This is a genomic window from Gulosibacter molinativorax, from assembly GCF_003010915.2.
Taxonomy (GTDB): Bacteria; Actinomycetota; Actinomycetes; order Actinomycetales; family Microbacteriaceae; genus Gulosibacter; species Gulosibacter molinativorax.
The window spans coordinates 366,405-393,401 of sequence record NZ_CP028426.1 but is presented as its reverse complement, the minus strand read 5'-3'; the positions used below and the strand labels follow the sequence as shown (position 1 = coordinate 393,401).

Here is a 26,997-nt window from a genome sequence, read left to right as displayed (position 1 = left end):
ACTACTTCTTTTTTGATCTGCGTTCACGTACACGCATGTTTACGCGAATCGGGCTGCCTTCGAATCCGAACGTCTCACGGAGTCGACGCGTGATGAAGCGTCGGTACCCCGGCTCGAGGAACCCGGTCGTGAACAGGACAAACGTCGGCGGGCGGGTCTGCGCCTGCGTCGCGAAGAGCACGCGGGGCTGCTTGCCGCCGCGAAGCGGGTGCGGGAAGCCCTGCGCGAGTTCGGTGAGAAACGCGTTGAGCTTGCCGGTCGCGATTCGGGTGTCCCACGACTCGAGTGCGGTGTTGAGTCGCGGCACGAGCTTGTCGAGGTGTCGACCGGTCTTCGCGGAAATGTTGACGCGCGGCGCCCAGTCCACGTGGCCGAGGTCCTGCTCGATCTCGCGCTCGAGCAGCCACCGCCGCTCGTCGTCGATCTCGTCCCACTTGTTGAAGGCGAGCACAAGCGCGCGGCCCGCCTCGAGCACCATCTCGACGATGCGCACATCCTGCACACCGATCGGCTCGGTGGCGTCGAACACAACGACGGCGACCTCGGCGCGGTCGATCGCGGTCGCGGTGCGGAGGGAGGCGTAGAAGTCGGCGCCCTGCTGCAGGTGCACGCGACGGCGGATGCCCGCGGTGTCGATGAAGCGCCAGGTCTGGCCACCGAGCTCGACGAGTTCGTCGACGGGGTCGCGGGTCGTGCCGGCGAGCTCGTTGACAACGACGCGGGTCTCCCCCGCGGCCTTGTTCAGCAGGCTCGACTTGCCGACGTTGGGTCGGCCGACAATCGCGACGCGACGCGGTCCGCCAACCTCTTCCTTCGCGACCTTCGAGACGGTCGGCAGGATGCGCATGGCCTCGTCGAGCATGTCGGCGACGCCACGGCCGTGCAGTGCGGATACCGCGTGCGGCTCGCCGAGTCCGAGGCTCCAGAGCATCGCGGCGTTCGGCTCGTGCACCGGGTCGTCGATCTTGTTGGCGACGAGCAACACCGGGCGTTCGCTCCGTCGCAGCAGCTTCACGACCTCCTCGTCGGTCGAGGTCGGCCCGACGTTTGCGTCGACCACGAAGAGCACCGCGTCCGCGAGCTCGATCGCGATCTCGGCCTGCTGGGCCACCGAACGGTCGATGCCCTTGGCGTCGGGTTCCCAACCGCCCGTGTCCACGAGGGTGAAGTGACGATCGCCCCACTGCGCGCGGTACGAGACGCGGTCGCGCGTCACGCCCGGCACATCCTCGACGACCGCCTCGCGGCGGCCCAGGATGCGGTTCACGAGCGCCGACTTACCGACATTCGGACGACCCACGATCGCGAGCACGGGAAGCGCCGGCATGAGGAACGTGCCGTCGTCAGCGAAGCGACCCTCGAGCACATCCCGGTCATCGGCGTCGAGGTCGTACTCGAGCAGTGCGCGACGCAGCACGTCGGCGCGCATCTCGGCCGTTTCGTCGTCGATGCCGTCGACAGTCTCCTGGAACGACTCCGCCTGACTTTCGTACGCTTCCTCGTAGGATTCGTCGCCAGCGACGAACTCGGGTTCGTACCCGGGGGTATTGGTTGCGTCTGTCATTGGGCGCTCCTGGCTGAGATCAGGTCGAGCGCGGCCTGGATGGTCGCCTCGAGCCCGAGATCGGTTGAGTCAAGCACGACAACCCCGTCGGCTGCCGCGGTGAAGTTTGTCACGCGAGAATCCTTTTTATCCCGCTCGGTGACGGTCGCGGCGACGCGCGCCGCATCCTCCCCCGATTTCTCGGCGAGGCGGCGCGCGATGCGCACGTCCTCGTCGGCGGTGAGCAGGATGCGCACGGGGGCATCCGGGGCAACTACCGTCGTAATGTCGCGGCCTTCGGCGACGATCCCGTCCGCATCCGTGCCCACGAGAATCTCGCGGAACCGCTGGTTCACCGCGTCGCGCACCTCTGGGATGCCCGCGACCTTCGAGACGACAGCAGAGATTTCGGTCTCGCGGATGCGATCGGTCACGTCGGTGTCCCCGACGCGGACCCAGCGCTCATCCGGTGAGAGCGAGAGCGACCACGCCTCGAGAAAACCGGGCACGGTGGCGATGACCGCATCCTTGTCGTCGAGGTCAACACCCCGCTGCAGCGAATACCAGGTCAGGGCGCGATAGACCGATCCCGTGTCGAGCAGCTGCCAGTCCAGGCGCTTTGCGACCGCCTTTGACACGGTTGACTTGCCCGAGCCCGAGGGCCCGTCGATTGCGACCACCACTGCTTGATCCCGCGCCGTCACTGCGCCACCTTCCATCCGCGTGCGTCGAGCTCGTCGAGGAGCTTTTGTCGAACCTCAGGCAACACGCCGATTGTCGCGAGGCCAATGTTGGCGCCCGGCGAGTGCTCGATGTCGAGTTCTTCCACGTTGATGCCCGCCTCGCCGATCTCGTGAAAGAGTCGCGCGAGCTGGCCCGGACGGTCGTCCACCATGACGGTGACGTTCGTAAATGTGCGGCGCGAGCCGTGCTTACCCGGGATCCGCGCGACGCCCTCGTTGCCCGCGAGCATGTGCTCGGCGACCTTGCGACGCGCACCCGGCTGATTCATGTCCTCGAGCGCCTCGGCGAGGTCGACGATGTCGTCGGCCAGCAGGCGCAGGATGCGCGCGACGCGCGGCCCGTTCGCGGCAAGAATCTGGCTCCACAGGGTCGGATCGGATGCGGCGATGCGCGTCACGTCGCGCAGCCCGCCGCCCGCGAGCGCGGTGGCGTCGGTCTCGTCCTCAAGGAGTCGCTCGGCCATTGCGGTCGACAGCAGCTGCGGCACGTGAGAGATAAGGGCAACCGCGTCGTCATGTTCCTCGGCCGTCATGCTCACGACGCTCGAGCCGAGGTCGAGCGCGAGGCCCTCGACCTCTTGCAGGCCGAACACGGTGGTTTTTTCGTTCGAGGCCACGACCCACGGACGCCCGGTAAAGAGGTCGGCGCGGCCGGCGAGCGGACCGCCTGTCTCACGTCCGGCCATCGGGTGCGAACCAACGTAGCGAGACAGGTCAGCACCTGCATCGATGACATGTTCGAGGGGCGCGACCTTGACGCTCGTGACATCGGTGACGATCGCGTCCGGCCATGCCTCGAGCTGCGAGACGACAACCTCGCCGGCCACATCGGGCGGCACGCACACGACCACGATCTGGGGTACGTCTTCGGGCGCCGCCGTCGCGATGGATTTCGCCGGCGCGATCCGGCCCGCGCCATAATCGGCCGCGAGACCGAGCGCGACGGGCGAGGCATCGGAAAGCAGCACATCCACCCCGAGCCGCCGCAGGCCGAGGCCCACCGAGCTACCGAGCAGCCCCGTGCCGACGACCAGCACCGGGGAATTCGTGCGCGTGGGTGTCATCGACGTGATCCTCCGTCTCGGTTCGAGTCGTTCCGGCCACGGTCTCGATCCGATGCGTCGGTCGGCTTGTCCTGCCCCTTGCCTTCGCGGTGAGCTTTTGCGGCCTCTGCCTTGCGCGCGAGGCGAAGGAGTCGGCCGAGTTCCTGCGAGTCGAGCTCGCGCATCTCCCCCGCGCGAAGCGTGCCGAGCCGCAGCGGACCGAAGCTACGCCGCACGAGTTCCTCGACGGGGAACCCGATGCTGTCGAACATGCGACGGACAACGCGGTTCTTCCCCGAGTGCAGGGTGACCTCGGCAAGCGTTGCCCGCGAGGTCGAGCCCTTCGCGATGACGTGCCCGGAGTCGAACTTGACGAAGCCGTCCTCGAGGCGGACGCCTTCGAGCAGCTTGTTGAGGTCGCGCTCCGTGAGCTTGCCCTTAACCTTCACGACGTAGGTCTTCGAAATCTCATACGACGGGTGCGACAAGATGTGCGCGACCTCACCGTCGTTCGTGAGGATGAGCAGCCCCGAGCTGTCATTGTCAAGGCGGCCAACGTTGTACACGCGCTCTTCGAATTCTTGCGTGTACTGGCGCAGGTCTGGGCGCCCCTCCTCGTCGTGCAACGAAGACACGACGCCGACGGGCTTGTTCAGGATGATGTACCGCTTCGTCTGGTCGAACTGGACGGGCGTGCCGTCGACCGTCACGCGATCCTGCTCGGGCTGGATGCGGCTGCCGAGTTCCGTGACGACCTCGCCGTTGACCTCAACCCGACCCTCGGTAATGAGCTGCTCGCACACGCGACGCGATGCGACGCCGGCGTTCGCGAGCGCCTTCTGCAGGCGAACGCCCTCGGTGCTGCGGTCTGATGCGGGAGCCGCGCCCTCGGGTCGGTGGTCGGGGTTGAACGGGATGTCGTCGAAGTCAGCGAGCGAGTAACCACCGTCGGGGCGCTGCTGTGCGGCCTTCCGGACTGCGGCGCGCCCTTGCTCGGTGTCTTCGCGGGCCTCGAGCGACGCTTGCCGCGCCTGCTGACGTTCTTCGTAGCTGCGGGTGTCCTGCCAGCTTCCACGCGTCGGCTCTGCCCGGCGACGGTTCGGGCGCGACTGGTCTCGCCCCTCGAGCTGGTAGCCGCGACGGTCACTGCGCTCGCGACGTTCGTTGCCGCCGCGCTCATCGCGGTCGCGACGCTGGTAACCGCCCCGGTCACTGCGCTCCTGACGCTCATAGCCGCCACGCTCACCACGCTCACCACGATCGCGACGCTCGTAACCACCGCGATCGTTACGTTGAGCGCCCCGGTCCTCGCGGTCGCGGCGCTCGTAGCCGCCACGCTCGTCACGATCCCGTCGCTGGTAACCACCACGCTCGTCACGATCCCGTCGCTGGTAACCACCACGCTCATCACGGTCACCGCGCTGGCCGCCGCGGTCATCACGGTCGCGACGTTGGTAGCCGCCACGCTCGTCACGATCCCGTCGCTGGTAACCACCACGCTCATCACGGTCACCGCGCTGGCCGCCGCGGTCATCACGGTCGCGACGTTGGTACCCGCCGCGCTCGCCGCGCTCTTGACGCTCATAGCCGCCACGCTCGCCGCGATCCCGTCGCTCGTAACCACCACGCTCATCCCGGTCACGACGCTGCTGACCGCCACGCTCATCACGCTCACGACGTTCGTAGCCGCCACGCTCGTCCCGGTCACTGCGCTGGTAACCACCACGCTCGTCCTGGTCACGACGCTGGTGGCCGCCACGGCCCGCAGCGCCCCGGCTGCCGCCGTTCACACCGCTGCGAGGGGCGCCGCGCTTACCGCCGCGGCCATCGCGCGACTCCGAGTCCGGACGGTCCCGCTGGTCATCCCAGCGCGTGTTCCGCGAGCGCTGTATACCCTGCGATTGGCGTCGCGAAGAACCCCCGCGGCCTGATCTCGGCTGCTCGTTACGCATCAAATCCATCCCGTCCGTCCTCGAGAAGTGGCGAGATCTTCGGCAGTTCTTCGAGTGAATTAATTCCTAGGTGCTGCAGGAGCAGCTCGGTCGTCACGTAGAGTGTGGCGCCCGTTATTTCTTCGTGGCCCGCCTTAGTAATCAGACCGCGGGCGAGCAGCGTCCGGACAACCGAATCGACATTCACGGCTCGCACTTGCGCGACCTGTGATCGCGAGACCGGCTGGCGGTACGCGATCACGGTTAGTGTCTCGAGTGCTGCCTGCGAAAGTTTCGAGGGCTGCCGGACCGAGACGTAGTCGCCCACGATTTCGTCGAAGGACTCGCGCACGTACATTCGCCATCCCCCGCCAACCTCGCGAAGCTCAAAGCCTCGAATTGGCCCGTCAAGCTTTCCATCATAGTCGTCAACAAGCCGCAGCACAGCATCCCGAACCTTTCGCACCGGCGCGGACACCGCCGTGGCGAGCGAAACGAGCGGAACGGGCTCGTCGCTCACGAACAGGATCGATTCGATAGCCCGGTCGAGATCGAGCTCAGTGTTCTCACGCGCGGCCTCGAAGCTTGCCTCGGTCTCAGTCGCTTCGTTCGCGGCGAGCGCACGCTCCGCAAGCGTCGCGTCGGTCACGTCATCGGTCATAGTCCGCTCCCAGGGTCGTTAATTCTTCGTCGTGCCAATCCTCGGCATCCCACGTCACGGTGAGCTCGCCGAGCGGAGTCCCCTGCTCGAGCTCGACCGCGGCGCGTCGATAGAGCTCAAGAATCGCGAGAAACCGTGCGACGAGCACGCCCTTGCCGTCCGCGTCCGCGACGAGCTCGCGAAACGTCATCGGCCCGCTCTCGCGAAGTCGATTCACCAGGATGCTTGCCTGCTCCCGGATCGAGACGAGCGGTGCGTGCAGGTGGTCGAGCCCGACGGTCGGTATTGCCTTGGGTGTGAGGGCGAGCGTCGCGAGCGCCGCGAAGTCCTCGAGCGATGTCGTCCACACGAGTTCGGGAATGCGCTCCCGAAACTTCGCCTCGAGCGGCACCGTCCGCGCGTGCCGAGTTTCCTCCACCACGAATCTTTCCGCAAACCACAGCCCCGCCTCTTTGTAGGCGCGATACTGGAGCAGTCGCGCGAAGAGCAGGTCTCGCGCTTCGAGGATCGCGACGTCCTCCGCATCCACATAGTCGCCCTGCGGCAGCAGGCTCACGAGCTTCATATCCAAGAGAGTCGCCGCGACGACGATGAACTCCGTCGCCCGGTTCAGGTCCTCGGTCGAGTCGATCTGGGCGACGTAGGCGATGAACTCATCCGTGATGTCGGAGAGCGCGACTTCGGTGATGTCGAGTTCGCGACGCGAGATGAGCTGCAGCAGCAGATCAAACGGGCCCTGGAACACGTCGAGATCGACGCGAAAATCGTCGTCTTCCTCGGCGGGATCAGGCTCAGCGGGATCAGGCTCGACGGCGTCGGGCTCGCTAGGCGGCTGCACCGCGCGCCACCAGCTCGCGGGCTAGCTGCCGATAGGCCTGCGCGGCAGGGTGCGTGGGCGCGAACTCGACGATCGGCACACCCGCGACCGACGCATCTGGGAACTTGACGGTGCGGCCGATCACGGTGTCGAAGACCTTGTCACCGAAGACCTCGAAGACGCGGTCAAGCACTTCACGGGAGTGGAGGGTGCGACCGTCGAACATCGTCGGCAGGATGCCGTCGAGCTCCAGCGACGGGTTGAGTCGCGAGCGCACCTTCTCGATGGTTTCGATGAGGAGCGCCACGCCGCGCAGCGCGAAGTACTCGCACTCGAGTGGAATCATCACGCCGTGACTGGCGGTCAGCGCGTTCACCGTAAGCAGGCCGAGCGAGGGCTGGCAGTCGATGATGATGACGTCGTAGTCGTCGCTGACCTTACGCAGGATCGACGCGAGAATCTGCTCGCGGGCGACCTCGGTCACGAGGTGCACTTCGGCGGCGGAGAGATCAATGTTCGCAGGGATGAGGTCGAGCCCCTCGAACTCCGTCTCCTGGATAGCCTCGCGGGGGTCATTAATCTGACCGATCAGGAGGTCGTAAATGGTGGGGACGTTATGCGTCGAGACGCCAAGCCCCGCGGACAGTGCGCCCTGCGGGTCGAAGTCGACGCACAGGACGCGACGCCCATACCCGGCGAGCGAGGCGGCGAGGTTGATCGACGTCGTGGTCTTCCCAACACCACCCTTCTGATTGCACATCGCAATGACTCGGGCCGGGCCGTGACTCGTAAGCGGTGCAGGAACAGGGAACTTGTTGTAGAGGCGCGTCGATACTGCTTCGGCGGAGCGCTGCACCCCGGGTTCGGTACCCTTCGCAGGCTCCGGCACGAAGTTGGGATCGGTGCGAGGCTCTTGCTTCTTCGTCGGCTTCAGCAGGTCCTTGGGAACTTCGAGGCCCGGCAGTGCGGGCAGGTCGGCTTCCGAAATGGCCATTGGCAACCGCCTCCTCTTCCTAGTCTTTCGCGCGTTCCCCGATGCTATCCCCGGGGACCGGCCATTTTGGATGGGCGAGAGGGGGGTGTCGAGAAGGCACCTCAAGCGCTACTTGAGGGTTTAATATCTGGACGCGAATTATTTAAACCAACTATTAACGTGGCTTTTCGCTCATTCCCAGTATTCTGGTCTATGTGTCTTTCGCGGAACTAACGGCGCGGCGAGGTTTTCGCCTCGGTGGAGCAATCGCGATCGCAGTGGTTGTCGCGCTTGTGGTCGCTTGGCTCGTCGTCCATTTTTCCGCGACGAACACCAAAGCCGTCGCGCAAGAAGAACTGATTCGCGCGGCAGTCGACGACTCCGATGTCGTCACTGGCTACACGGTTCTCAAAGTCGCCGAAGGCAAGCCGGGATTCACGCTCGAGATCCACATATGTGAAGGTGCTGCTCCCACATCGGTCGGCGCATTGATGCAGTCGCTCTACGGCGAGATCGAGTCTGTCGCGAAAGTGGATCTCACCTTCGCGAACGAGCACAAGTTGAATACAACGCGACTCGAACGCAGCGAGTCGCAGTGGGGCGCGCTCATTGAACACGTCACGAGCGCGGGCCCGGCGACTGCGTCGGTGAATCAGGTTGGTCCCGCGGAAGAAGCGACTTACTGGCTCAACATGACGAGCTTCGTGGCCGATCCCGCGACGGAGTATGAGCGCATCCAGACGCTTGAACGGCCCGAATGGCTCACCCATGGCACGGTCGACCTCGCCACGCCGCCCGGCTCTTGGCCGTCGCTGGGGATCAGCGCGGGGCGCGAGGTGACGAGCGACGAGCTGGACACCTTTCGTACGCTGGAGCGCGAACTCGCGGCAAGCCTCAAAGAGGGCGAAAACTACGAGTTGAAGATGCACGTGGAGCTCGGTGGCGATGCGGCCGAGTTTGAAATGCGCATCATCACTTCGCCGCTCAGCAACGGCACGGGTGAGCCCGTGCCCGGCGATAGCGCCAACCCGACGACGGAAGACTTGCCCTCGGGCGAGCCCGAGGGCAAGGATGAACGACCGAACGGGAGCGGACCCGGCTCGACCGGAGACGACACCGCTCCCGGCGGCTCCGGCACAACGCCTGACGCAACGCCCCAATCGCCCTCGAACCAGGGCTCCGACACGCCTCGAACGAGCGCCACACCTGACACCGGATCCACCCCCAACGAAAGCGTCCCGAATGGCGGCGGGCAGGGCGGTACGACCCCTGATAGCGGCACGTCCGGCGGCGGCAACGTCGGGAGCGGCAGCAGCGATGGCGGCGGCTCCAATGGCGGCGGCACCGATGCCGGCACGACTAATGGCGGCTCCGGCGGCGGCACTACCGGCGGCGGCACCGGCGGGACGAGCAGTCCCAATGGCGGATCAACCAATGGCCCGAACACCGTAGCTCCCGACAACGAAGGAACCGCGCCGAATTCCAGCGGCGCGCGGCCCAACTTCACTCCCGACAAGAATAATTCCCCGCAGAACTCGACCTCGGAGTCGACGGGCACGACTGGTTCCTCCACCGAGTAGTCGCGCTCGGTCAGGAATCGCGGATCCCGCGACCAGCGAGTCCGGCGACATTGTGGCTCGTGCCTGGTGGGTACCTAGCCGCGCGCCCGCGGATGCGAGGTCGCGTACATCTCGCGCAGCGCATCCTGCGTGACCTTGGTGTAAATCTGCGTCGTCGAGACCGACGCGTGGCCGAGCAGCTCCTGCACAACCCGCACATCCGCCCCGCCCTGCATGAGGTGCGTCGCAAACGAGTGGCGCAGGGTGTGCGGCGATACCGATTTCTGCAGGTCCGCGTTCTTCGCGATCTCCTGCAGGATGAGCCCGACCGACTGTCGCGAGAGCGGTGCCCCACGGACGCCGAGGAAGAGCCTGGGGCTCCCCTTCCCTTTCGAGGCGAATAACGGCCGAACCCGAACAAGGTATGCATTCAGCGCATCCTGCGCATAGGAGCCGAGCGGAACGATGCGCTGTTTGTCGCCCTTGCCACGAACGCGCACGAAATCCCGATCGATGACGTCGTCGACGTCGAGCGACACTGCCTCGCTGATGCGCGCACCGGTGGCATAGAGCAACTCGAGCAGCGCCCGATTACGAATCTGCTGCGGCTCGTCACCACCCGCGGCGTCGAGCAGCCGCTGCACCTCGTCGATCGTGAGGGCCTTTGGGAGGCGGCTCGGCAGCTTGGGTGCGCGCAGATCGCGGGTGACGTCCTCCTCGATCTCGCCCTCTTCCTCAAAGAACCGGTGCAGGCTGCGCACGCTGGACACGGCGCGGCCCGTCGAAGACGCGGCCAGCCCCAAGCCATCCTCCGATTGCGGAGCGCGCAGCCACGCCACGAATTCGCGGGCGTGCTCCGAGGTGATCGCGCGGGGCGAGCCGACCTCGCGGCCCGCGAGAAATTCGCAGTACCGCTCGAGATCGCGCTCGTATGCCTGAAGGGAATTGCGCGAGAGTCCCCGCTCGATCGTGAGGTAGCGCAAATACCGGTCGATCGACTGGCGAAGTGGCGTCGTCTCCGTCACGCCCGGTTGCCGCTGGCGAGCGCCTTCGGCGTCACCTTCGGGAATTCCGGCCGAGTCGGCCATTCGGCGTTTTCGTCGCGGAGTGTTTCCCAGTTGCGTCTCCGCGACTCGTTGGCCGCGAGGATGCCGACCGAGACCGCAGGGTTGTGGATGTCGCCGCGAAGGATCGCGTCGACCGCATCCTCAAGGGGAATCCACGCCACCTCGATGTCCGCCTCCTCGTGCGTGCGGGCAAAGGTCTCGCCTGTGGGCTTCAGTCCGCGGGCGAGGTAGACGCGGATCGACTCGCTCGAGCCGCCCGGAGTGGTCCAAAAGTCCACCAGCACGGCCCAATGCGAGGCGCTGTAGTCGGCCTCCTCCGCGAGCTCACGCTTCGCGGCTTCGAGCGCCGATTCGCCCGGAGCATCGAGGAGCCCGCCGGGGATCTCCCACGTTCGCGAACGCACCGGGTGACGATACTGCCGGATGAACAGGACGCGGTCCTCCTCATCGAGCGCAATGATCTGCACCGCCCCGGTGTGGTCGATGAATTCACGCTGCAGCTCGCCGTCGCCGTAACGAACCGTCTCGGCGCGCAGGTTCCACACCCAGCCGCGATACGGCGTCGAGCTTTCGAGGACCTCGTGGTCTTCGGGAATGTCCTTGAACTCCGGGATGCCCGTCTCGACGCCCTTGCCCTCCGCCACAGTCATTAGCTAGGCCTGTCCGTTTTCAGCGTCGACCTCGACCAGTCGGCTCGCGGCCTGACGATCCAGCGCAGCCCCAACGAGACCGCTGAACAGCGGGTGTGCGCGGTTCGGACGCGACTTGAGCTCGGGGTGAGCCTGCGTCCCGACATAGAAGGGATGCACATCCTCCGGCAATTCCACGAACTCGACGAGCTGGCCGTCGGGCGACGTGCCCGAAAAGCGCAGCCCCGCATCCGCGATCCGCTCGCGGTACGCGTTATTCACCTCGTAGCGGTGGCGGTGGCGTTCGGTCACCTCGACGGTGCCGTACGCGGAGGCCGCGACCGAGCCCTCCTCGAGCGTTGCCGGGTATGACCCGAGGCGCATCGTGCCGCCAAGCTGACCGCGCTCGACGATGTCGACCTGCTCCGCCATCGTCGCGATGACGGGGTGCTTCGATTGCTCGTCAAATTCAGAGGACGATGCGTCCTCGATCCCCGCGAGATTACGAGCCGCCTCGATCACCATGCACTGCATGCCGAGGCAGAGACCGAGGGCCGGGATGCGGTTCTCGCGGGCGAAGCGCAGGGCGCCGAGCTTCCCCTCGATGCCACGGATGCCGAAGCCACCGGGCACGCAGATCCCGTCGACGTCCGCAAGTTTCGCCGCGGCGCCCTCGGGGGTCTCGCACTCGTCCGAAGGAATCCAGCGGATCTCGGCGCGAGAACCGTGGGCGAAGGCCCCCGCACGGAGCGCCTCGGTGACCGAGAGGTAGGCATCCGGCAGATCAACGTACTTGCCGACGAGCGCGATGGTCACGGTGTGCTTCGGCTCGTGTACGACGTCGAGGAGTCGCTCCCAGTCGGTGAACTCGAACTCCCCCACCTGCAGGCGCAGCTGCTCGATGATGTACGAGTCGAGCCCCTGCTCGTGCAGCGTGCGGGGAATCTCGTAGATCGAGGGCAGGTCCGGCGTGTTCACGACGGCCTCGGACTCGACGTCGCACATCAGCGCGATCTTGGCCTTGTTCGCCTCGGTCACCGGTCGGTCGCTGCGAAGGACCAGCGCATCTGGCTGAATACCCGCCGAGCGAAGGGCCGCCACCGAGTGCTGCGTGGGCTTCGTCTTTTGCTCGCCCGACGCACCCATGAACGGGACGAGCGAGACGTGCACGAAGAAGACGTTGTTGCGGCCGAGCTCGTGACGCAGCTGGCGGGCCGATTCGATGAACGGCTGCGATTCGATGTCACCGATCGTGCCGCCGACCTCGGTGATGATCACGTCGGGGCGCGGCTCTTCCGTGGCCTGCAGCCGCATGCGGCGCTTGATCTCGTCGGTGATGTGCGGGATCACCTGGACGGTCTCGCCGAGGTACTCGCCCGCGCGTTCCTTCGAGATCACTGTGGAGTAGATCTGCCCGGTCGTGACGTTCGCAGCCTGCGTCAGGTTGACGTCAAGGAACCGCTCGTAGTGACCGATATCAAGGTCGGTCTCGGCACCGTCCTCGGTGACGAATACCTCCCCGTGCTGGAACGGGTTCATCGTGCCCGGATCGACGTTGAGATAAGGGTCGAGCTTCTGCATGACTACGCGCAGACCGCGAGCAGTGAGCAGGTTACCCAGGCTGGCAGCGGTAAGCCCCTTACCGAGCGAGGAGACCACACCGCCCGTCACGAAGATTTGCTTGACCGGAGTATCGGTCGGCGCGGATGGGGCTGGTGCAGTTGCGTCATTCACGGATTTCGATCCTATCTCACCTTGCGACTCTTGCGCCCGCTTCTTCGGCACGCCGCAGTAATTCTTGGGCGTGGGCCTGTCCCGATTCGGAATCCGTGAGGCCGCTCAGCAGTCGCGTCATCTCCTCGACCCGCCCGGATTCGTCGAGTTCGCGGATCGACGAGCTCGTGACTCCCCCGGAGGTCGACTTCTCGATGCGCACATGGTGATCCGCAAACGCCGCGACCTGCGCGAGGTGCGTCACCACGATGACCTGGCTCGAACGCGCCAGTCGTTGCAACCGCGCGCCAATCTCGAGTGCGGCCGCGCCGCCGACTCCCGCATCCACCTCATCGAACACGAGCGTCGGCACCGGGTTCGCGCTCGCGAGCACCACCTCGAGGGCGAGCATCACGCGGCTGAGTTCACCCCCGGATGCGCCGGTTCGCAGCGGCGTCGGATCGCTGCCGGGATGCGGCTCCAGCAGGAACTCGATCCGGTCGCGTCCGTGGCGGCGGATGTTCGCTTCGGGCGTCACGCTGACGACGAGCTTCGCGTGAGGCATGGCAAGGGCACGCAGCTCTTCGGTCGCCTCGGCCTGCAGCGCTTCGGCCGCCCGAGCGCGCACCTCGCTCAGGTTGGTGGCGGCATCCTCGAGCGCCTGCTGCGCATCCTCTACGTCGCTCTTCAGCTGAGGCAGGCGGGTGTCGTCACCGGCGAGCTCGAGGAGGCGAATGCCCGCCTGCTCGTAGTCGGCGAGGATCACCGCGAGGTCCTTGCCGTGGTCCCGCTTGAGGTTCTCGAGGGTCGCGAGCCGATCGTTGAGCGCTTCGAGTTCGCCCACGCCGTCAGTGTCGAGATCCGCGAGATAGCGCGCGAGCGTTTCGGCGAGCTCGTCAATCGCGTACTCGAGGTCGGCCGCGTTCTCGGCCGCGAGGTCGAGGGATGTGTCGGAGCGGAGGCCGCGATCGATGCTGGTACGCACATCCCGCACGCGATCGCTGAGCGAACCGCCCGGAACCTCACCGGCCAGCAGCGTGTGCGCGCCGCCGATATCCGCGCGCAGCTGCTCGCGGTTGCTCAGCCGTTCGATGCGTTGGAGCAGCGACTCGTCCTCCCCGACCTCCGGGTTCACGGCCTCGACGGCGTCGATCAGCTCGCGAAGTTGCTCGCGCTCGGCCTCGCGATCGGATGCACTCGTACTCAGGCGTTCGAGCTCGGCTCGGAGCGACGCGAGGGTGTCGTATCGTTCCTCGAGCGTCGCGATCGCGGCCGCCGCATCCTCGCCGCCGTACTCGTCGAGCGCGGTGCGCTGGGCGCCCTCCTGGGTCAGTCGCAGCTGCTCCGACTGGCCGTGGATCGCCACGAGGAGCTCGCCGCCCTCGACGAGCGTGCTCGCCGGGACCGACTGGCCGCCGAGCCACGCCCGCGAGCGACCGTTCTTCGCGATCTGCCGCGAGATAACGACGGCCCCGCGGTCCTCGCCGTCCTCATCTTTGAACGCCTCGACCTCGCCGCCGGCCTCATCCACGAACGTTGCGAACGTGCCCGCGGGGTCGATGACAAGGTTGCCCTCGACCTTCGCTCGCTCGGCGTCTTTCCGCACCGCGCTTGCGGAGGAGCGGCCACCGAGGACGAGTCCGAGCGCCGTGACGACCATCGTCTTACCGGCGCCGGTCTCACCGGTAATCGCCGTGAACCCGCGTCCGAGCGGCAGCCGGGCCTGCTCGATGACGCCGAGGCCACGAATCTCGATGTCTTCCAGCATTAGTTTGCTTTCCCTCGCCAGCCGATCACTGGCAATTGGAATTTATTGACGAGCCGGGTCGTGAACGGCGATTGGTGCAAGCGCGCGAGCTTCACCGATTGCGGCGATCGCGTTGCCTTCACGAGCGCCCCCGCCGGCAGCTCGATCGAACGTCGACCATCCAGCCAAAGCACCGCCGAACCCTCATCGCGCGGCTGGACTTCGACCGCGAGCTCCGAATCGGGGCCGACGACGAGCGGCTTCGCGAAGAGCGCGTGTGCCGATACCGGCACGAGCAGGATCGCCTCGACCTGCGGCCAGACCACGGGGCCGCCCGCGGAGAACGAATATGCGGTGGAGCCGGTCGGCGTCGAGAACAGCACGCCGTCGCAGCCGAAGCTCGACAGCGGTTCGCCGTCGATCCAGATCATCACGTCGAGCATCCGCTCGCGGTTACCTTTCTCGAGCGCGGCATCGTTGAGCGCCCACTCGCGCGTTAGGTTGCCGGCCGCATCCTCCACCTCGATCTGCAGCGCGAGTCGCTCTTCCACGTCGTAATTACGGGCGATGATGCCGCGCACGACGTCGGGCAGGGCCTCCTTCTCGCTTTCCGCGAGGAAGCCGACGTGGCCCATGTTGACGCCCAAGACCGGCACATCGCCTGGGCGGGCGACTTCGACACCGCGCAGGATTGTGCCGTCTCCGCCGAGGACCACAACGAGTTCGCACTGGTCGACCGCGCACTCGACGCCGAGTCGTTCCACCGAGGACGGTAGCCGCACACCGGCCCGAGCATCCAGTTCTGCTGCGGTCTGCGGTTCCAGGACGGCAACGATGCCGGCGTTGTCGAGACGTCGGATGACGTTGACGCTGGTGTCGATCGCCTCCTGCCGAGCGAAGTGGCTGACTACAAGGATTCGCCTGGCCGGTGCCTGATCGGAGGTTGTCATGTCGCACCTTTCATCGTGACCGTTCGAACGTGATCCTCCCATTGTCGCGCAGTGTCACCTGAGCGTGAGAGCCACAGGAGGAATTCCTGGTTGCCGTGCGTCCCGGTGAGCGGCGAGGGCACGTAGCTGCGCGGGATCCATCCCAGCTCGATTGCTTCACGCACGATATCAATGGCCGCCTCGGCGGCAACCTCGGGGTCCATCACGATGCCGCCCTTGACGTGCGTTCGCCCAACCTCAAACTGTGGCTTTACGAGGAGGATGGCGTGTTCGAGGTTTGGTGCCGACGCCAGGAACACCGGCAGAATGTGGCGCAGCGAGATGAACGAGAGATCGCCAACCACGAGCGAGATCTCACCCGCGCGAATTGGTGGTCGCGCATCCCGATTCTGCTGAATGACTGCGTTCAGGCGATCTTCATTAAGAAATCGCGCGTTCTCGCCCTCGATCACCGTCACGCGGGTGTCGCTGCGGATGATCGGGTCGAGCTGGTCGTGCCCCACGTCGAGTGCGATGACCTCGCTCGCCTCGCGCTCGAGCAGCACCTGGGTGAACCCACCCGTGGATGCCCCGAGGTCAAGCACCACGCGTCCTCGCGGCTGAATCTCGAATTGCTCGAGTGCAGCGAGGAGTTTGTATGCGGCGCGTGACACGTAACGCTCCGGCTCGGTGATCTCGATTCGGTCGGAGTCATCGACCTGCTGAGCGACCTTCGTCGTCGTAACGCCGTTGACCGCGACCGCCCCGGAGTCGATGAGCCGTGCGGCCGCCGTTCGGCTCCGCGCAAGTCCTCTGCTGGGCAAGGCCCGGTCAAGTCGTTCCGCCACGCGTTAGGCTCCGAAATCGAGTTCGGTGTCGGTACCGTCGAGTCGCTCGCGGAGCTGTTCGAGCTCGCGTTCGTACGCGGCGGAGCGCTCGCTCAAGGGCAAGTCCTCGATCGGGTGTCGGTCAGGGTTGTTCGACTCGGATGCGTCGCTCACGACTGCGCGTCCCATTGCTGGTAGAGCGACTCCGGAATTTGCAGGGCATAGATGAGCTTGTCCGAGTTCCAGATCGCGGCGCAGGCGGCGCGAAGCAGGTCGAGCTGGTTTTTGCCCTTCGAACGAATCTTGAGCTCAATCCCCTCGAGGACGCATCGCTCGTCGCCAACTCGCGCGTCGATGACCTCGGCGGCCGGATGCGTCACCGTCACGTTCGGGTACGGCTCGCGCAGACCGCGGAGGTCGGCCAGGATGAAGTCCGGTCGCTCGAGCGGGCTCGCCGCGATCAGCTGTTTCGGGCCGTCGACTCCGGTCAGCACAAGTGCCGAACGAAAACCGGCAGCGCGTGCGCCCTTGATGTCGGTATCGAGACGGTCGCCCACCATGATCGGGTTGGTTGCCCCGAAGCGGACCTGTGCGGCTTCGAACAGCGGCGTCTCGGGCTTGCCCGCGACGAGCGGTAGCTTGGCAACCGCGGTGTGCACTGCCGAGACGAGCGTGCCGTTGCCCGGGGCGATCCCGCGTTCGCGCGGAATCGTCCAGTCCTGGTTGGTCGCAACCCAAGGGATGTCGCGCGCCAGGGCGTAGGAAGCCTCGGCCAGGTGCGTCCAGGACACATCCGGCGCGAAGCCCTGCACGACCGCGTCTGGGGAGTCCTCGGCGGAACGCGTGATGCGGAACCCGGCCTTCGCGAGCTCATCAGTCAGCCCATCGCCGCCGACGACAAGGACGAGGGCCCCCGGGTCCACGAGACCGCGCAGCATCTCAACCGCTGCCTGCGGACTCGTGACCACGTCGGACGCGTTGGTTTCTAGGCCGAAACCACGGAGCTGCTCGGCCACGGACTCGTCGGTCCGCGCCGCGTTGTTCGTGATGTAACCGACACGAATTCCGTCGTGTGCGTACGCATTCAGCGAATCCACCGCGTGAACGACAGAGTCTTTGCCCTTGTACACCACGCCATCGAGGTCGGCGAGGATTACATCCACGCCCTCGATCGGAGCGGCCCCGAGTCCGGTGCTCGAACGGAACAGTCCCAACGTCTCTCCTAAATTGCTAGCGCGTCAAATGTCGAACAGTGAAAGCTGCGAGTCGTCGTCCGACTCGCCGTCCGGATCGCCATCCTTCTTCGCCTTCGATTCTCCCTCGACGGTACTCCCATCCTCCGACGTCGCTGCCGAGTCGGATTCTGCCGAGTCGTCGCCGTCAATAGGCTCCAGGGTGTCCTCTGCAAGAACGCGAAGCTCGAAGGGAGATTCGTCGTCGCCAGCATCGACCGTGTCGGAGTCAGCTTCGGCCGCAGCGGCATCCGCTGCTGCCTCGACTTCCGCGAGGATCTCCTCATACTCCGCCTGAATCTGGGCTTCGACCGACTCCGTCAGCTCAGGGAGTTCGATGTCGCTCTCGGCAGCCGCAAACTCGTCTTCGGCGGCCTCGTCTACGGCAACCTCATCTGCGGCAACCTCATCTGCGGCATCCTCATCTGCGGCATCCTCGGAGTCAGTAACCACCGCGTCCGGGACGGTGGATTCGGCGACTTCTTCGGTGGTGCCAGCATCAGCATCAGCATCAGCATCAGCATCAGCATCAGCAAAATCATCGTCTTCTTCGTCGAGCTCGATAGCCTCCGAGATCACCTCGATGGTTTCGAACTCGTTGTGGGATACGGCCTCGAGGGCGGTCGTCGCGCGCTTTGCTGCTGAGTGCCAGCGACGAGCTTCCTCATTTTGGCCGAGGTCTTCGAGGACGGTCGCGTACGCGGTGAACAGCGCGGGGCTGTACGAGAATGCGCGACTCCGGTCGAGCTGCGGAATCTCGAGCTCGGCGAGTGCAAGCTCGGCCTGACCCTGGTCAAGTCGCGCACCTGACATGGCGATCGCGAGCTGCACCTGCTGCTCAACGGGAAGCGTGGACTTCTCGACCGAGCGACCGAGCTCGAGTGCTCGGTCGGGGCGACCGAGGCCACGCTCGCAGTCGACCATTAGCGCAAGCTGGTCGTCCTTGCCCGAGATCCGTCGGTAGGTGCGAAGTTCGCGGAGCGCCAGCGCAAAGTCACCGATGTTATACGCGGTAATCGCGAGCGACTCTCGAACCATCGCGATTCGACCACCTCGCCTCGATGCACTCAGCGCGTGCTGGTGAGCCAACTCGGGGTCGTCGTCGATAAGGATTGCGGCCATCGCGAGGTGCTTTGCAACGAACTCAGAATTCTCTTTCGAGAGCGTCTTGAGCTCCATGCGTGCCTTGCCGTCAAGGTCGCGCTCAGTGATCTCATCGGGAATCGGCGGGTCGATGTGCTCAGACCGGACAGACCGCAGCTCTTGCGGACGCGAGGGGACAAGACGAGCACTGTTCTGCTCGCGCTCGTCACGCTGATCGCGACCCGATCGGCCATCACGGCCATAGGAATCGCGTCGGTCCCCGTCGCGACCATAGCTCTTCCGCTCACCGTCACGACCGTACGACTTGCGACGGTCATCATCGCGACCATACTGTTTCCGCTCACTATCGCGACCGTACGGCTTGCGACGATCGTCATCGCGACCGTATTGCTTTCGCTCACCGTCACGACCGTACGACTTGCGACGGTCATCATCGCGACCGTACTGCTTGCGCTCACCGTCACGACCGTACGACTTGCGACGGTCATCATCGCGACCGTACTGCTTGCGCTCACCGTCACGACCGTACGACTTGCGGCGGTCATCATCGCGACCGTACTGCTTGCGCTCACCGTCACGACCGTACGACTTGCGGCGATCCTCGCCGCCGTACTGCTTCCGCTCACCGTCACGACCGTACGACTTGCGGCGATCCTCGCCGCCGTACTGCTTCCGCTCACCGTCACGACCGTACGACTTGCGGCGGTCGTCATCGCGACCGTACTGCTTGCGCTCACCGTCACGACCGTACGACTTGCGGCGGTCGTCCCCGCCGCCGTACTGCTTCCGCTCACCATCACGACCATAGGAGTTCCGACGGTCGTCGCCGCCACCGTACTGCTTCCGCTCGCCGTCGCGCCCGTAAGACTTCCGACGATCATCGCTGCCGCCGTACGACTTGCGACGGTCGTCATCACGACCGTACTGCTTGCGTTCACCGTCGCGCCCATAGGAGCGCCGCTCTCCGCGACCGCCACCATCGCGATCGTCCCGAGAACGGTACGATTCGTTGCGCTTGCGGTATCCGCCATCGCGCGAGCTATTGCCACGTGCACCGTCGCGGGAATCTTGGCTTCCGGACCGACCTCGGTCCTGGCTGTTTCGCCGACCGTCGCCAGATTGATTGCGGTCGTTTCGCCTGTCTCGGCCGTCTCGGCGGTCTTCAGCCATTATTAGTTCCCTTCGTCGGTGCGCTGTGGAGTTATCACCTGCAAGTCTACGCGCTCGCAGACCTTTGGGCATTTGTTTCGGAAACAAAAAAGAGGGGAACACCCAAAACGAGTGTCCCCCTCAAAAAGAAGTCCGGCAGTGACCTACTCTCCCACACAGTCCCCCATGCAGTACCATCGGCGCAAAGACGCTTAGCTTCCGGGTTCGGAATGTAACCGGGCGTTTCCATCTCGCTATAACCACCGAAACACTATCGAATTATCAACCACCACACCCCACCAACACCACCAACCAAACAAGTCAGTAGCCCTAGTGACAGCGTGATGCCCGACTATATATCGAGAACCACAAAGCGGACGCGAACAACATTACATATCAAATCTTCGGTCTATTAGTACCGGTCAGCTCCACACCTTACAGCGCTTCCACACCCGGCCTATCAACCCAGTCATCTACTGGGAACCTCACCCCAAAATAGGGAAGGAAGTCTCATCTCGAAGCCGGCTTCCCGCTTAGATGCTTTCAGCGGTTATCCATCCCGAACGTAGCAAATCAGCAATGCCCTTGGCAGAACAACTGACACACCAGAGGTTCGTCCTTCTCGGTCCTCTCGTACTAAAGAAAGATCTCCTCAAACTTCCCACGCGCGCAGCGGATAGAGACCGAACTGTCTCACGACGTTCTGAACCCAGCTCGCGTACCGCTTTAATGGGCGAACAGCCCAACCCTTGGGACCTACTCCAGCCCCAGGATGCGACGAGCCGACATCGAGGTGCCAAACCATGCCGTCGATATGGACTCTTGGGCAAGATCAGCCTGTTATCCCCGAGGTACCTTTTATCCGTTGAGCGACAGCGCTTCCACAAGCCACTGCCGGATCACTAGTCCCGACTTTCGTCCCTGCTCCACCTGTCAGTGTCACAGTCAAGCTCCCTTGTGCACTTACACTCACCACCTGATTACCAACCAGGCTGAGGGAACCTTTGGGCGCCTCCGTTACTCTTTAGGAGGCAACCGCCCCAGTTAAACTACCCACCAGGCACTGTCCCTGAACCGGATCACGGTCCGAAGTTAGATAACTAAAATAACCAGAGTGGTATTTCAACAACGACTCCACACCAACTAGCGTCAATGCTTCACAGTCTCCCACCTATCCTACACAAGCCATTTCAATCACCAATACCAAGCTATAGTAAAGGTCACGGGGTCTTTTCGTCCTGCTGCGCGTAACGAGCATCTTTACTCGTACTGCAATTTCGCCGAGTTCGCGGTGGAGACAGCTGGGAATTCGTTACGCCATTCGTGCAGGTCGGAACTTACCCGACAAGGAATTTCGCTACCTTAGGATGGTTATAGTTACCACCGCCGTTTACTGGGGCTTAAATTCTAGGCTTCGCCAAAGCTAACCCTTCCTCTTAACCTTCCAGCACCGGGCAGGCGTCAGTCCGTATACATCGTCTTGCGACTTCGCACGGACCTGTGTTTTTGATAAACAGTCGAGTCCCACTGGTCTCTGCGGCCACCACACCCTGTCCGGAGTAAATCCGTATAAGTGGATGGCCCCCCTTCTCCCGAAGTTACGGGGGCATTTTGCCGAGTTCCTTCACCACGATTCTCTCGATCTCCTTAGTATTCTCTACCTGACCACCTGTGTCGGTTATGGGTACGGGCAACACTGCAACCTCACGCCGATGCTTTTCTTGGCAGCATAGGATCACCGACTACGTCCCAAAAGAGACTTCCGCATCAGATCTCAGGCTATTCAGTGACGGATTTGCCTATCACTGGCCCTACATCCTTGCCCGGATACAACCATTCACCCGGCTCGGCTACCTTCCTGCGTCACACCTGTTAATACGCTACACTCACGGATTCGGTTCACAACCTCCACCCCCAAGCAACCCGAAGGCCACAAGAAGACTTCACTTGCTTAGCATCACCCGCTCGCATTGGGCGGTCACACCATCGGTACGGGAATATCAACCCGTTCACCATCGACTACGCCTGTCGGCCTCGCCTTAGGACCCGACTAACCCAGGGAAGATTAGCTTGACCCTGGAACCCTTAGTCATTCGGAGGACGGGTTTCTCACCCGTCTTTCGCTACTCATGCCTGCATTCTCACTCGCGTGCCGTCCACGATCAGTTCACACTACCGCTTCACCCAACACGCGACGCTCTCCTACCAATCCAACAAAAAATTGAATTCCACAATTTCGGTGGTGTGCTTGAGCCCCGTTACATTGTCGGCGCGGAATCACTTGACCAGTGAGCTATTACGCACTCTTTCAAGGATGGCTGCTTCTAAGCCAACCTCCTGGTTGTCACTGCAACTCCACATCCTTTTCCACTTAGCACACGCTTAGGGACCTTAATTGGTGGTCTGGGTTGTTTCCCTCTCGACGATGAAGCTTATCCCCCACCGTCTCACTGCTACGCTCTCACTTACCGGCATTCGGAGTTTGGCTGACGTCAGTAACCTTGTCGGGCCCATCGGCCATCCAGTAGCTCTACCTCCAGCAAGAAACACGCAACGCTGCACCTAAATGCATTTCGGAGAGAACCAGCTATCACGAAGTTTGATTGGCCTTTCACCCCTAACCACAGCTCATCCCCCCAGTTTTCAACCTAGGTGGGTTCGGTCCTCCACAAGGCTTTACCCTCGCTTCAACCTGGCCATGGATAGATCACTTCGCTTCGGGTCTAGAACATGCGACTCAACGCCCTCTTCAGACTCGCTTTCGCTACGGCTACCCCACACGGGTTAACCTCGCCACACATCACTAACTCGCAGGCTCATTCTTCAAAAGGCACGCCGTCACCCCAAAAGGCTCCGACGGATTGTAAGCAAATGGTTTCAGGTACTATTTCACTCCCCTCCCGGGGTACTTTTCACCTTTCCCTCACGGTACTCGTCCGCTATCGGTCACCTGGAAGTATTTAGGCTTATCGGGTGGTCCCGACAGATTCACACAGAGTTTCACGGGCTCCGCGCTACTTGGGATACACACAAACGCACACACCATGTTTCAGCTACGGGACTCGCACCCCCTACGGTCAGGCATTCAAACCTGTTCACCTACACAATGCGCAAACGCCAGCCGCCAGATAGAACGACCACGCATGTCCCACAACCCCGATCATGCAACCCCTACCTGGTATCACACACAACCGGTTTAGCCCCATCCGCGTTCGCTCGCCACTACTAACGGAATCACTATTGTTTTCTCTTCCTGTGGGTACTGAGATGTTTCACTTCCCCACGTTCCCCCTCACAGCCCTATATATTCAGACCGGAGTGACCACACACAATGCGGCCGGGTTCCCCCATTCGGAAATCCTCGAATCAACGCCCGTTTATCGACTCCCCGAGGCTTATCGCAGATTACTACGTCCTTCATCGGCTCCAGATGCCAAGGCATCCACCATTTGCCCTTAGAAATTTGATACATGAATAGAAATCGAAAAAGAATCAACAATCAAAGAATCATTGAACTTTTCAGAAACTACTTATGAAGACACCAACCAGCACCCCCTCGAAAGGGAACACCAGCGATGCTTCTAAGATGCTCGCGTCCACTATGTAGTTCTCAACATACAGTCGAACCCAACCCCACCAACTTGGTCACAACCAACCTGGCGGGAACTGGCCCGAAGAAAACCATCACACCAACCCGCCACCCACACTCAAGGGGCAACCAATTGCTGTGTCCGGTCCCCCAGGACCCAACAGCGTGCACACGTCTAACGTTCCACCCACACCCAACAACGACATTCGCGCTGTACTGGATGCTCAAAAATACTCCTTAGAAAGGAGGTGATCCAGCCGCACCTTCCGGTACGGCTACCTTGTTACGACTTAGTCCTAATCACCGATCCCACCTTCGACAGCTCCCCCCCAAAAGGTTAGGCCACCGGCTTCGGGTGTTACCGACTTTCATGACTTGACGGGCGGTGTGTACAAGGCCCGGGAACGTATTCACCGCAGCGTTGCTGATCTGCGATTACTAGCGACTCCGACTTCATGGGGTCGAGTTGCAGACCCCAATCCGAACTGAGACCGGCTTTTTGGGATTCGCTCCACCTCACGGTATCGCAACCCACTGTACCGGCCATTGTAGCATGCGTGAAGCCCAAGACATAAGGGGCATGATGATTTGACGTCATCCCCACCTTCCTCCGTGTTGACCACGGCAGTATCCCATGAGTCCCCGGCATAACCCGCTGGCAACATAGGACGAGGGTTGCGCTCGTTGCCGGACTTAACCGAACATCTCACGACACGAGCTGACGACAACCATGCACCACCTGTATACCGACTGCAAGCAGGGCGACCATCTCTGGCCGTTACCGGTATATGTCAAGCCTTGGTAAGGTTCTTCGCGTTGCATCGAATTAATCCGCATGCTCCGCCGCTTGTGCGGGCCCCCGTCAATTCCTTTGAGTTTTAGCCTTGCGGCCGTACTCCCCAGGCGGGGCGCTTAATGCGTTAGCTACGACACAGAAACCGTGGAATGGTCCCCACATCTAGCGCCCAACGTTTACGGCATGGACTACCAGGGTATCTAATCCTGTTCGCTCCCCATGCTTTCGCTCCTCAGCGTCAGTAACGGCCCAGAGATCTGCCTTCGCCATCGGTGTTCCTCCTGATATCTGCGCATTCCACCGCTACACCAGGAATTCCAATCTCCCCTACCGCACTCAAGTCTGCCCGTACCCACTGCAGACCCGGAGTTGAGCCCCGGGCTTTCACAGCAGACGCGACAAACCGCCTACGAGCTCTTTACGCCCAATAATTCCGGACAACGCTTGCACCCTACGTATTACCGCGGCTGCTGGCACGTAGTTAGCCGGTGCTTTTTCTGCAGGTACCGTCACCCAAAAGGCTTCTTCCCTACTAAAAGAGGTTTACAACCCGAAGGCCGTCATCCCTCACGCGGCGTTGCTGCATCAGGCTTGCGCCCATTGTGCAATATTCCCCACTGCTGCCTCCCGTAGGAGTCTGGGCCGTATCTCAGTCCCAGTGTGGCCGGTCACCCTCTCAGGCCGGCTACCCGTCGTCGCCTTGGTAGGCCATTACCCCACCAACAAGCTGATAGGCCGTGAGCCGATCCAGAACCAATAAATCTTTCCAACCACAGACCATGCGGCCATGGCACCTATCCAGTATTAGCGACGGTTTCCCGACGTTATTCCAGAGTCCTGGGCACGTTGCTCACGTGTTACTCACCCGTTCGCCACTAATCCACCAAAGTAAACTCCAGCTTCATCGTTCGACTTGCATGTGTTAAGCACGCCGCCAGCGTTCGTCCTGAGCCAGGATCAAACTCTCCGTAAATGAACAACACCAACACCCAGCAAAACCAGGCATCGGCAAACTTTATTCACAAACCAACCCCGCACCACCCAAAAGGCGACACCGACAGGCTGAGTTCAATCAACTGACAAAACAAACCACACACACCCACACGGGGCATGTACTGGCTTTACTTTTATCCAAAATAAGGAACCACAAAAGGGTCCAAAATGGCATTAGACAATAAAAGTGCACACTGTTGAGTTCTCAAGGATCGGATGCTCCCCGCGCTCTGCCTCACAAGACTGTGGGCGTTGCCTCGGGAGCAACTTGATTAGATTACCGAATTTTCTCGGCATGTCAACTCGGCGTTTCCGCTCCGTTAACCCAGTTTCGGTAGATCGAAACCGTAGGTCTCGAGTCTAGACCCAGCCAACCTCAGTTAGCAAGTGAGTCAGGAAGCTTCCAGGTCTAGCTTAGCTATTCCTGTGCGTTTCCGCCGATCTGGTCGCTGCCTTGGGGCCGAACCACTCTGCAGTGTTTCGCACCTCGCGGCGACAAGAGAAAACATTACGGCCATCCGGGGGTTGGTGCAAATCAGGCCCGAAACCCGGGCGTGTCACGCCCCGAGCTTCGGGCCTGTCTGCGAGAGCAACCGTTTCGGTCTACTCGCTGATCGTTGCGCCGACCAGCGTCTTTTTACCGCGGCGCACCACGATAACGCTACCGGGCAGCAGGTCGCCTGATTCGATGACGCGGTGTTCATCCTCGATGCGAGCGTTGTTGAGCGAAACCCCGCCCTGCTTGATCGCGCGGCGCGCGGCACTCAGCGATTCCACCGCTCCGGTATCGACAAGCACCTGCGAAAGTTCGGCGCCGACGGTGGACTCGGTGTTCGGCAGTTCCGCGATCGCCTGCTGCAGCGTTTCGGCGTTCAGCGCCAACAGGTCGCCCTGACCAAACAACGCTTCCGATGCCGCAATCGCGTTATCGGTCGCTTCTTCGCCGTGGACGAGCACCGTCACCGCCCGGGCGAGCGCTCGCTGCGCCTCTCGACGGAACGGTTCATCCGCAACCTTCCGTTCGAATTCGCCGATTTCCTCGCGCGAGTAGAACGTGAATACCTTGAGGCGGCTGATGACATCGGCGTCGTCGGTGTTGAGCCAGAACTGGTAGAACGCGTACGGCGAAGTCAGTTCGGCATTGATCCAGATGGCGTTGCCTTCGGACTTGCCGAACTTCGTGCCGTCAGAATTCGTGATGAGCGGGGAACCGAGTGCGTGCACGCTTGCGCCCTCGGCGCGGCGAACGAGGTCCACTCCCCCAACGAGGTTGCCCCACTGGTCCGAACCACCCGTCTGCAGCTCCAGGCCATAGCGCTTGTAGAGCTGCAGGAAGTCATATGCCTGCAGAATCTGGTAGCTGAACTCGGTGTACGAAATACCCGCATCCGAGTTGAGGCGCGCGGCAACCGCATCCTTCTTAAGCATCGCACCGACACGGAAGTGCTTGCCGATGTCGCGGAGGAAGTCGATCGCCGAGAGCTCGGCCGTCCAGTCGAGGTTGTTGACCATCTGCGCCCCGTTGTCACCCTCGAAGTCAAGGTAGCCCTCGATCTGGTCGCGGAGCTTCCCAACCCAGTCGGCGACCACTTCGCGCGAGTTCAGCGTGCGCTCCGCAGTCGGACGCGGGTCGCCGATGAGGCCGGTCGAGCCGCCGACCACACCAATCGGGTTGTTGCCCGCGAGCTGGAGACGGCGCAGGAGCAGCAGCTGCACGAGGTGGCCGAGGTGGAGGCTCGGCGCGGTCGGGTCGAAGCCGCAGTAATACGTGATCGGGCCCTCGTTCATCCGGGCACGGAGCTCTTCCAGGTCGGTCGAGACGTGAATATAACCGCGCCACTCGAGTTCATCGAGGATGTGGTCGAACGATGCATCGTTCTGTTGCCAAGAGAGATCACGTAAAGTCACGCCGCTAACAGTACCAATTCTGTGGTGCATCGATGGCATCGCCC

General features: G+C 62.8%; 20 protein-coding genes and 3 rRNA genes. 3 read left to right on the top strand and 20 right to left on the bottom strand.

The annotated features are described in order from the left end of the window. Position 1 precedes the first annotated feature (1 nt). The 4 genes from der to GMOLON4_RS01920 are packed head-to-tail and all read right to left on the bottom strand — an operon-like array spanning position 2 to position 4,132. Entirely contained in the window at positions 2-1,564 is a 1,563-nt protein-coding gene (gene der, locus GMOLON4_RS01935; RefSeq protein ID WP_084147720.1) for a ribosome biogenesis GTPase Der, read from the bottom strand. Continuing rightward, positions 1,561-2,247 (bottom strand): (d)CMP kinase, encoded by a 687-nt coding sequence (gene cmk / locus GMOLON4_RS01930; protein WP_026937911.1) that lies wholly within the window; start codon positions 2,245-2,247, stop codon positions 1,561-1,563. The genes der and cmk overlap by 4 nt, the downstream gene beginning before the upstream one ends. Then, positions 2,244-3,350: a prephenate dehydrogenase gene (locus GMOLON4_RS01925; RefSeq protein ID WP_026937912.1), complete on the bottom strand. Its 1,107-nt coding sequence runs from the start codon at positions 3,348-3,350 to the stop codon at positions 2,244-2,246. Before GMOLON4_RS01925 ends, cmk begins: the two co-directional genes overlap by 4 nt. Beyond that, complete coding sequence (locus GMOLON4_RS01920) at positions 3,347-4,132, bottom strand: pseudouridine synthase (protein WP_407648506.1); 786 nt, start codon at positions 4,130-4,132, stop codon at positions 3,347-3,349. The genes GMOLON4_RS01925 and GMOLON4_RS01920 overlap by 4 nt, the downstream gene beginning before the upstream one ends. Positions 4,133-4,225: 93 nt before the next feature. On the opposite strand from GMOLON4_RS01920, the gene GMOLON4_RS01915 reads away from it, so the two are divergent. After that, a complete protein-coding gene (locus GMOLON4_RS01915) occupies positions 4,226-5,260 on the top strand; it encodes a hypothetical protein (RefSeq protein WP_265576784.1) in 1,035 nt (344 codons plus the stop codon). Positions 5,261-5,273: 13 nt separating this feature from the next. On the opposite strand, the gene scpB is transcribed toward GMOLON4_RS01915, so the two are convergent. Genes scpB through GMOLON4_RS01900 form a run of 3 tightly spaced genes read right to left on the bottom strand, consistent with a single transcriptional unit; the run spans position 5,274 to position 7,726 of the window. Next, a complete protein-coding gene (gene scpB, locus GMOLON4_RS01910; RefSeq protein WP_026937913.1) occupies positions 5,274-5,921 on the bottom strand; it encodes an SMC-Scp complex subunit ScpB in 648 nt (215 codons plus the stop codon). Continuing rightward, the gene (locus GMOLON4_RS01905; RefSeq protein WP_026937914.1) at positions 5,911-6,759 is read right to left on the bottom strand and encodes a segregation and condensation protein A; all 849 of its coding nucleotides are present in this window, start codon (positions 6,757-6,759) and stop codon (positions 5,911-5,913) included. Before GMOLON4_RS01905 ends, scpB begins: the two co-directional genes overlap by 11 nt. Then, positions 6,746-7,726: a ParA family protein gene (locus GMOLON4_RS01900; RefSeq protein ID WP_245575578.1), complete on the bottom strand. Its 981-nt coding sequence runs from the start codon at positions 7,724-7,726 to the stop codon at positions 6,746-6,748. Before GMOLON4_RS01900 ends, GMOLON4_RS01905 begins: the two co-directional genes overlap by 14 nt. Before the next feature lie 200 nt (positions 7,727-7,926). Here GMOLON4_RS01900 and GMOLON4_RS01895 point away from each other — a divergent pair, with 200 nt between their 5' ends. After that, complete coding sequence (locus GMOLON4_RS01895; protein WP_146137563.1) at positions 7,927-9,291, top strand: hypothetical protein; 1,365 nt, start codon at positions 7,927-7,929, stop codon at positions 9,289-9,291. Between the two features lie 74 nt (positions 9,292-9,365). On the opposite strand, the gene xerD is transcribed toward GMOLON4_RS01895, so the two are convergent. From xerD to GMOLON4_RS01850, 9 genes are read right to left on the bottom strand one after another with little or no spacing between them, the layout of a single operon-like run. Further along, complete coding sequence (gene xerD / locus GMOLON4_RS01890) at positions 9,366-10,358, bottom strand: site-specific tyrosine recombinase XerD (protein ID WP_084147724.1); 993 nt, start codon at positions 10,356-10,358, stop codon at positions 9,366-9,368. Further along, positions 10,292-10,987, bottom strand: coding sequence for an NUDIX domain-containing protein (locus GMOLON4_RS01885; protein WP_084147726.1), 696 nt, complete (start codon positions 10,985-10,987; stop codon positions 10,292-10,294). The genes xerD and GMOLON4_RS01885 overlap by 67 nt, the downstream gene beginning before the upstream one ends. A 3-nt stretch (positions 10,988-10,990) precedes the next feature. After that, positions 10,991-12,700: a CTP synthase gene (locus tag GMOLON4_RS01880; RefSeq protein WP_026937919.1), complete on the bottom strand. Its 1,710-nt coding sequence runs from the start codon at positions 12,698-12,700 to the stop codon at positions 10,991-10,993. A gap of 16 nt (positions 12,701-12,716) precedes the next feature. Next, positions 12,717-14,447: a DNA repair protein RecN gene (gene recN / locus GMOLON4_RS01875; protein WP_026937920.1), complete on the bottom strand. Its 1,731-nt coding sequence runs from the start codon at positions 14,445-14,447 to the stop codon at positions 12,717-12,719. After that, entirely contained in the window at positions 14,447-15,376 is a 930-nt protein-coding gene (locus tag GMOLON4_RS01870; RefSeq protein ID WP_026937921.1) for an NAD kinase, read from the bottom strand. The genes recN and GMOLON4_RS01870 overlap by 1 nt, the downstream gene beginning before the upstream one ends. Continuing rightward, positions 15,373-16,203, bottom strand: a complete 831-nt coding sequence (locus GMOLON4_RS01865) for a TlyA family RNA methyltransferase (protein ID WP_026937922.1) — start codon at positions 16,201-16,203, stop codon at positions 15,373-15,375. The genes GMOLON4_RS01870 and GMOLON4_RS01865 overlap by 4 nt, the downstream gene beginning before the upstream one ends. Positions 16,204-16,206: 3 nt before the next feature. Further along, a complete protein-coding gene (locus GMOLON4_RS01860; RefSeq protein ID WP_156892079.1) occupies positions 16,207-16,356 on the bottom strand; it encodes a hypothetical protein in 150 nt (49 codons plus the stop codon). Then, complete coding sequence (locus GMOLON4_RS01855; RefSeq protein ID WP_026937923.1) at positions 16,353-17,396, bottom strand: HAD-IIA family hydrolase; 1,044 nt, start codon at positions 17,394-17,396, stop codon at positions 16,353-16,355. The genes GMOLON4_RS01860 and GMOLON4_RS01855 overlap by 4 nt, the downstream gene beginning before the upstream one ends. Before the next feature lie 24 nt (positions 17,397-17,420). Next, complete coding sequence (locus tag GMOLON4_RS01850) at positions 17,421-18,593, bottom strand: hypothetical protein (protein WP_181244143.1); 1,173 nt, start codon at positions 18,591-18,593, stop codon at positions 17,421-17,423. A gap of 84 nt (positions 18,594-18,677) precedes the next feature. Between GMOLON4_RS01850 and GMOLON4_RS01845 the strand changes: the two genes are divergently transcribed. After that, entirely contained in the window at positions 18,678-19,694 is a 1,017-nt protein-coding gene (locus GMOLON4_RS01845; protein ID WP_265415418.1) for a hypothetical protein, read from the top strand. 124 nt (positions 19,695-19,818) lie between these two features. On the opposite strand, the gene rrf is transcribed toward GMOLON4_RS01845, so the two are convergent. The 4 genes from rrf to tyrS all read right to left on the bottom strand — a co-directional run bounded on the left by rrf (position 19,819) and on the right by tyrS (position 26,983). Then, positions 19,819-19,935: ribosomal RNA gene (gene rrf, locus GMOLON4_RS01840) — 5S ribosomal RNA — on the bottom strand. Between the two features lie 124 nt (positions 19,936-20,059). Beyond that, a 23S ribosomal RNA gene (locus GMOLON4_RS01835) occupies positions 20,060-23,136 on the bottom strand. A gap of 361 nt (positions 23,137-23,497) precedes the next feature. Continuing rightward, positions 23,498-25,025 (bottom strand): 16S ribosomal RNA (locus GMOLON4_RS01830). The 16S, 23S and 5S rRNA genes sit together here, the layout of an rRNA operon. Positions 25,026-25,648: 623 nt before the next feature. Next, positions 25,649-26,983, bottom strand: coding sequence for a tyrosine--tRNA ligase (gene tyrS, locus GMOLON4_RS01825; RefSeq protein WP_051266886.1), 1,335 nt, complete (start codon positions 26,981-26,983; stop codon positions 25,649-25,651). Positions 26,984-26,997: the final 14 nt, after the last annotated feature.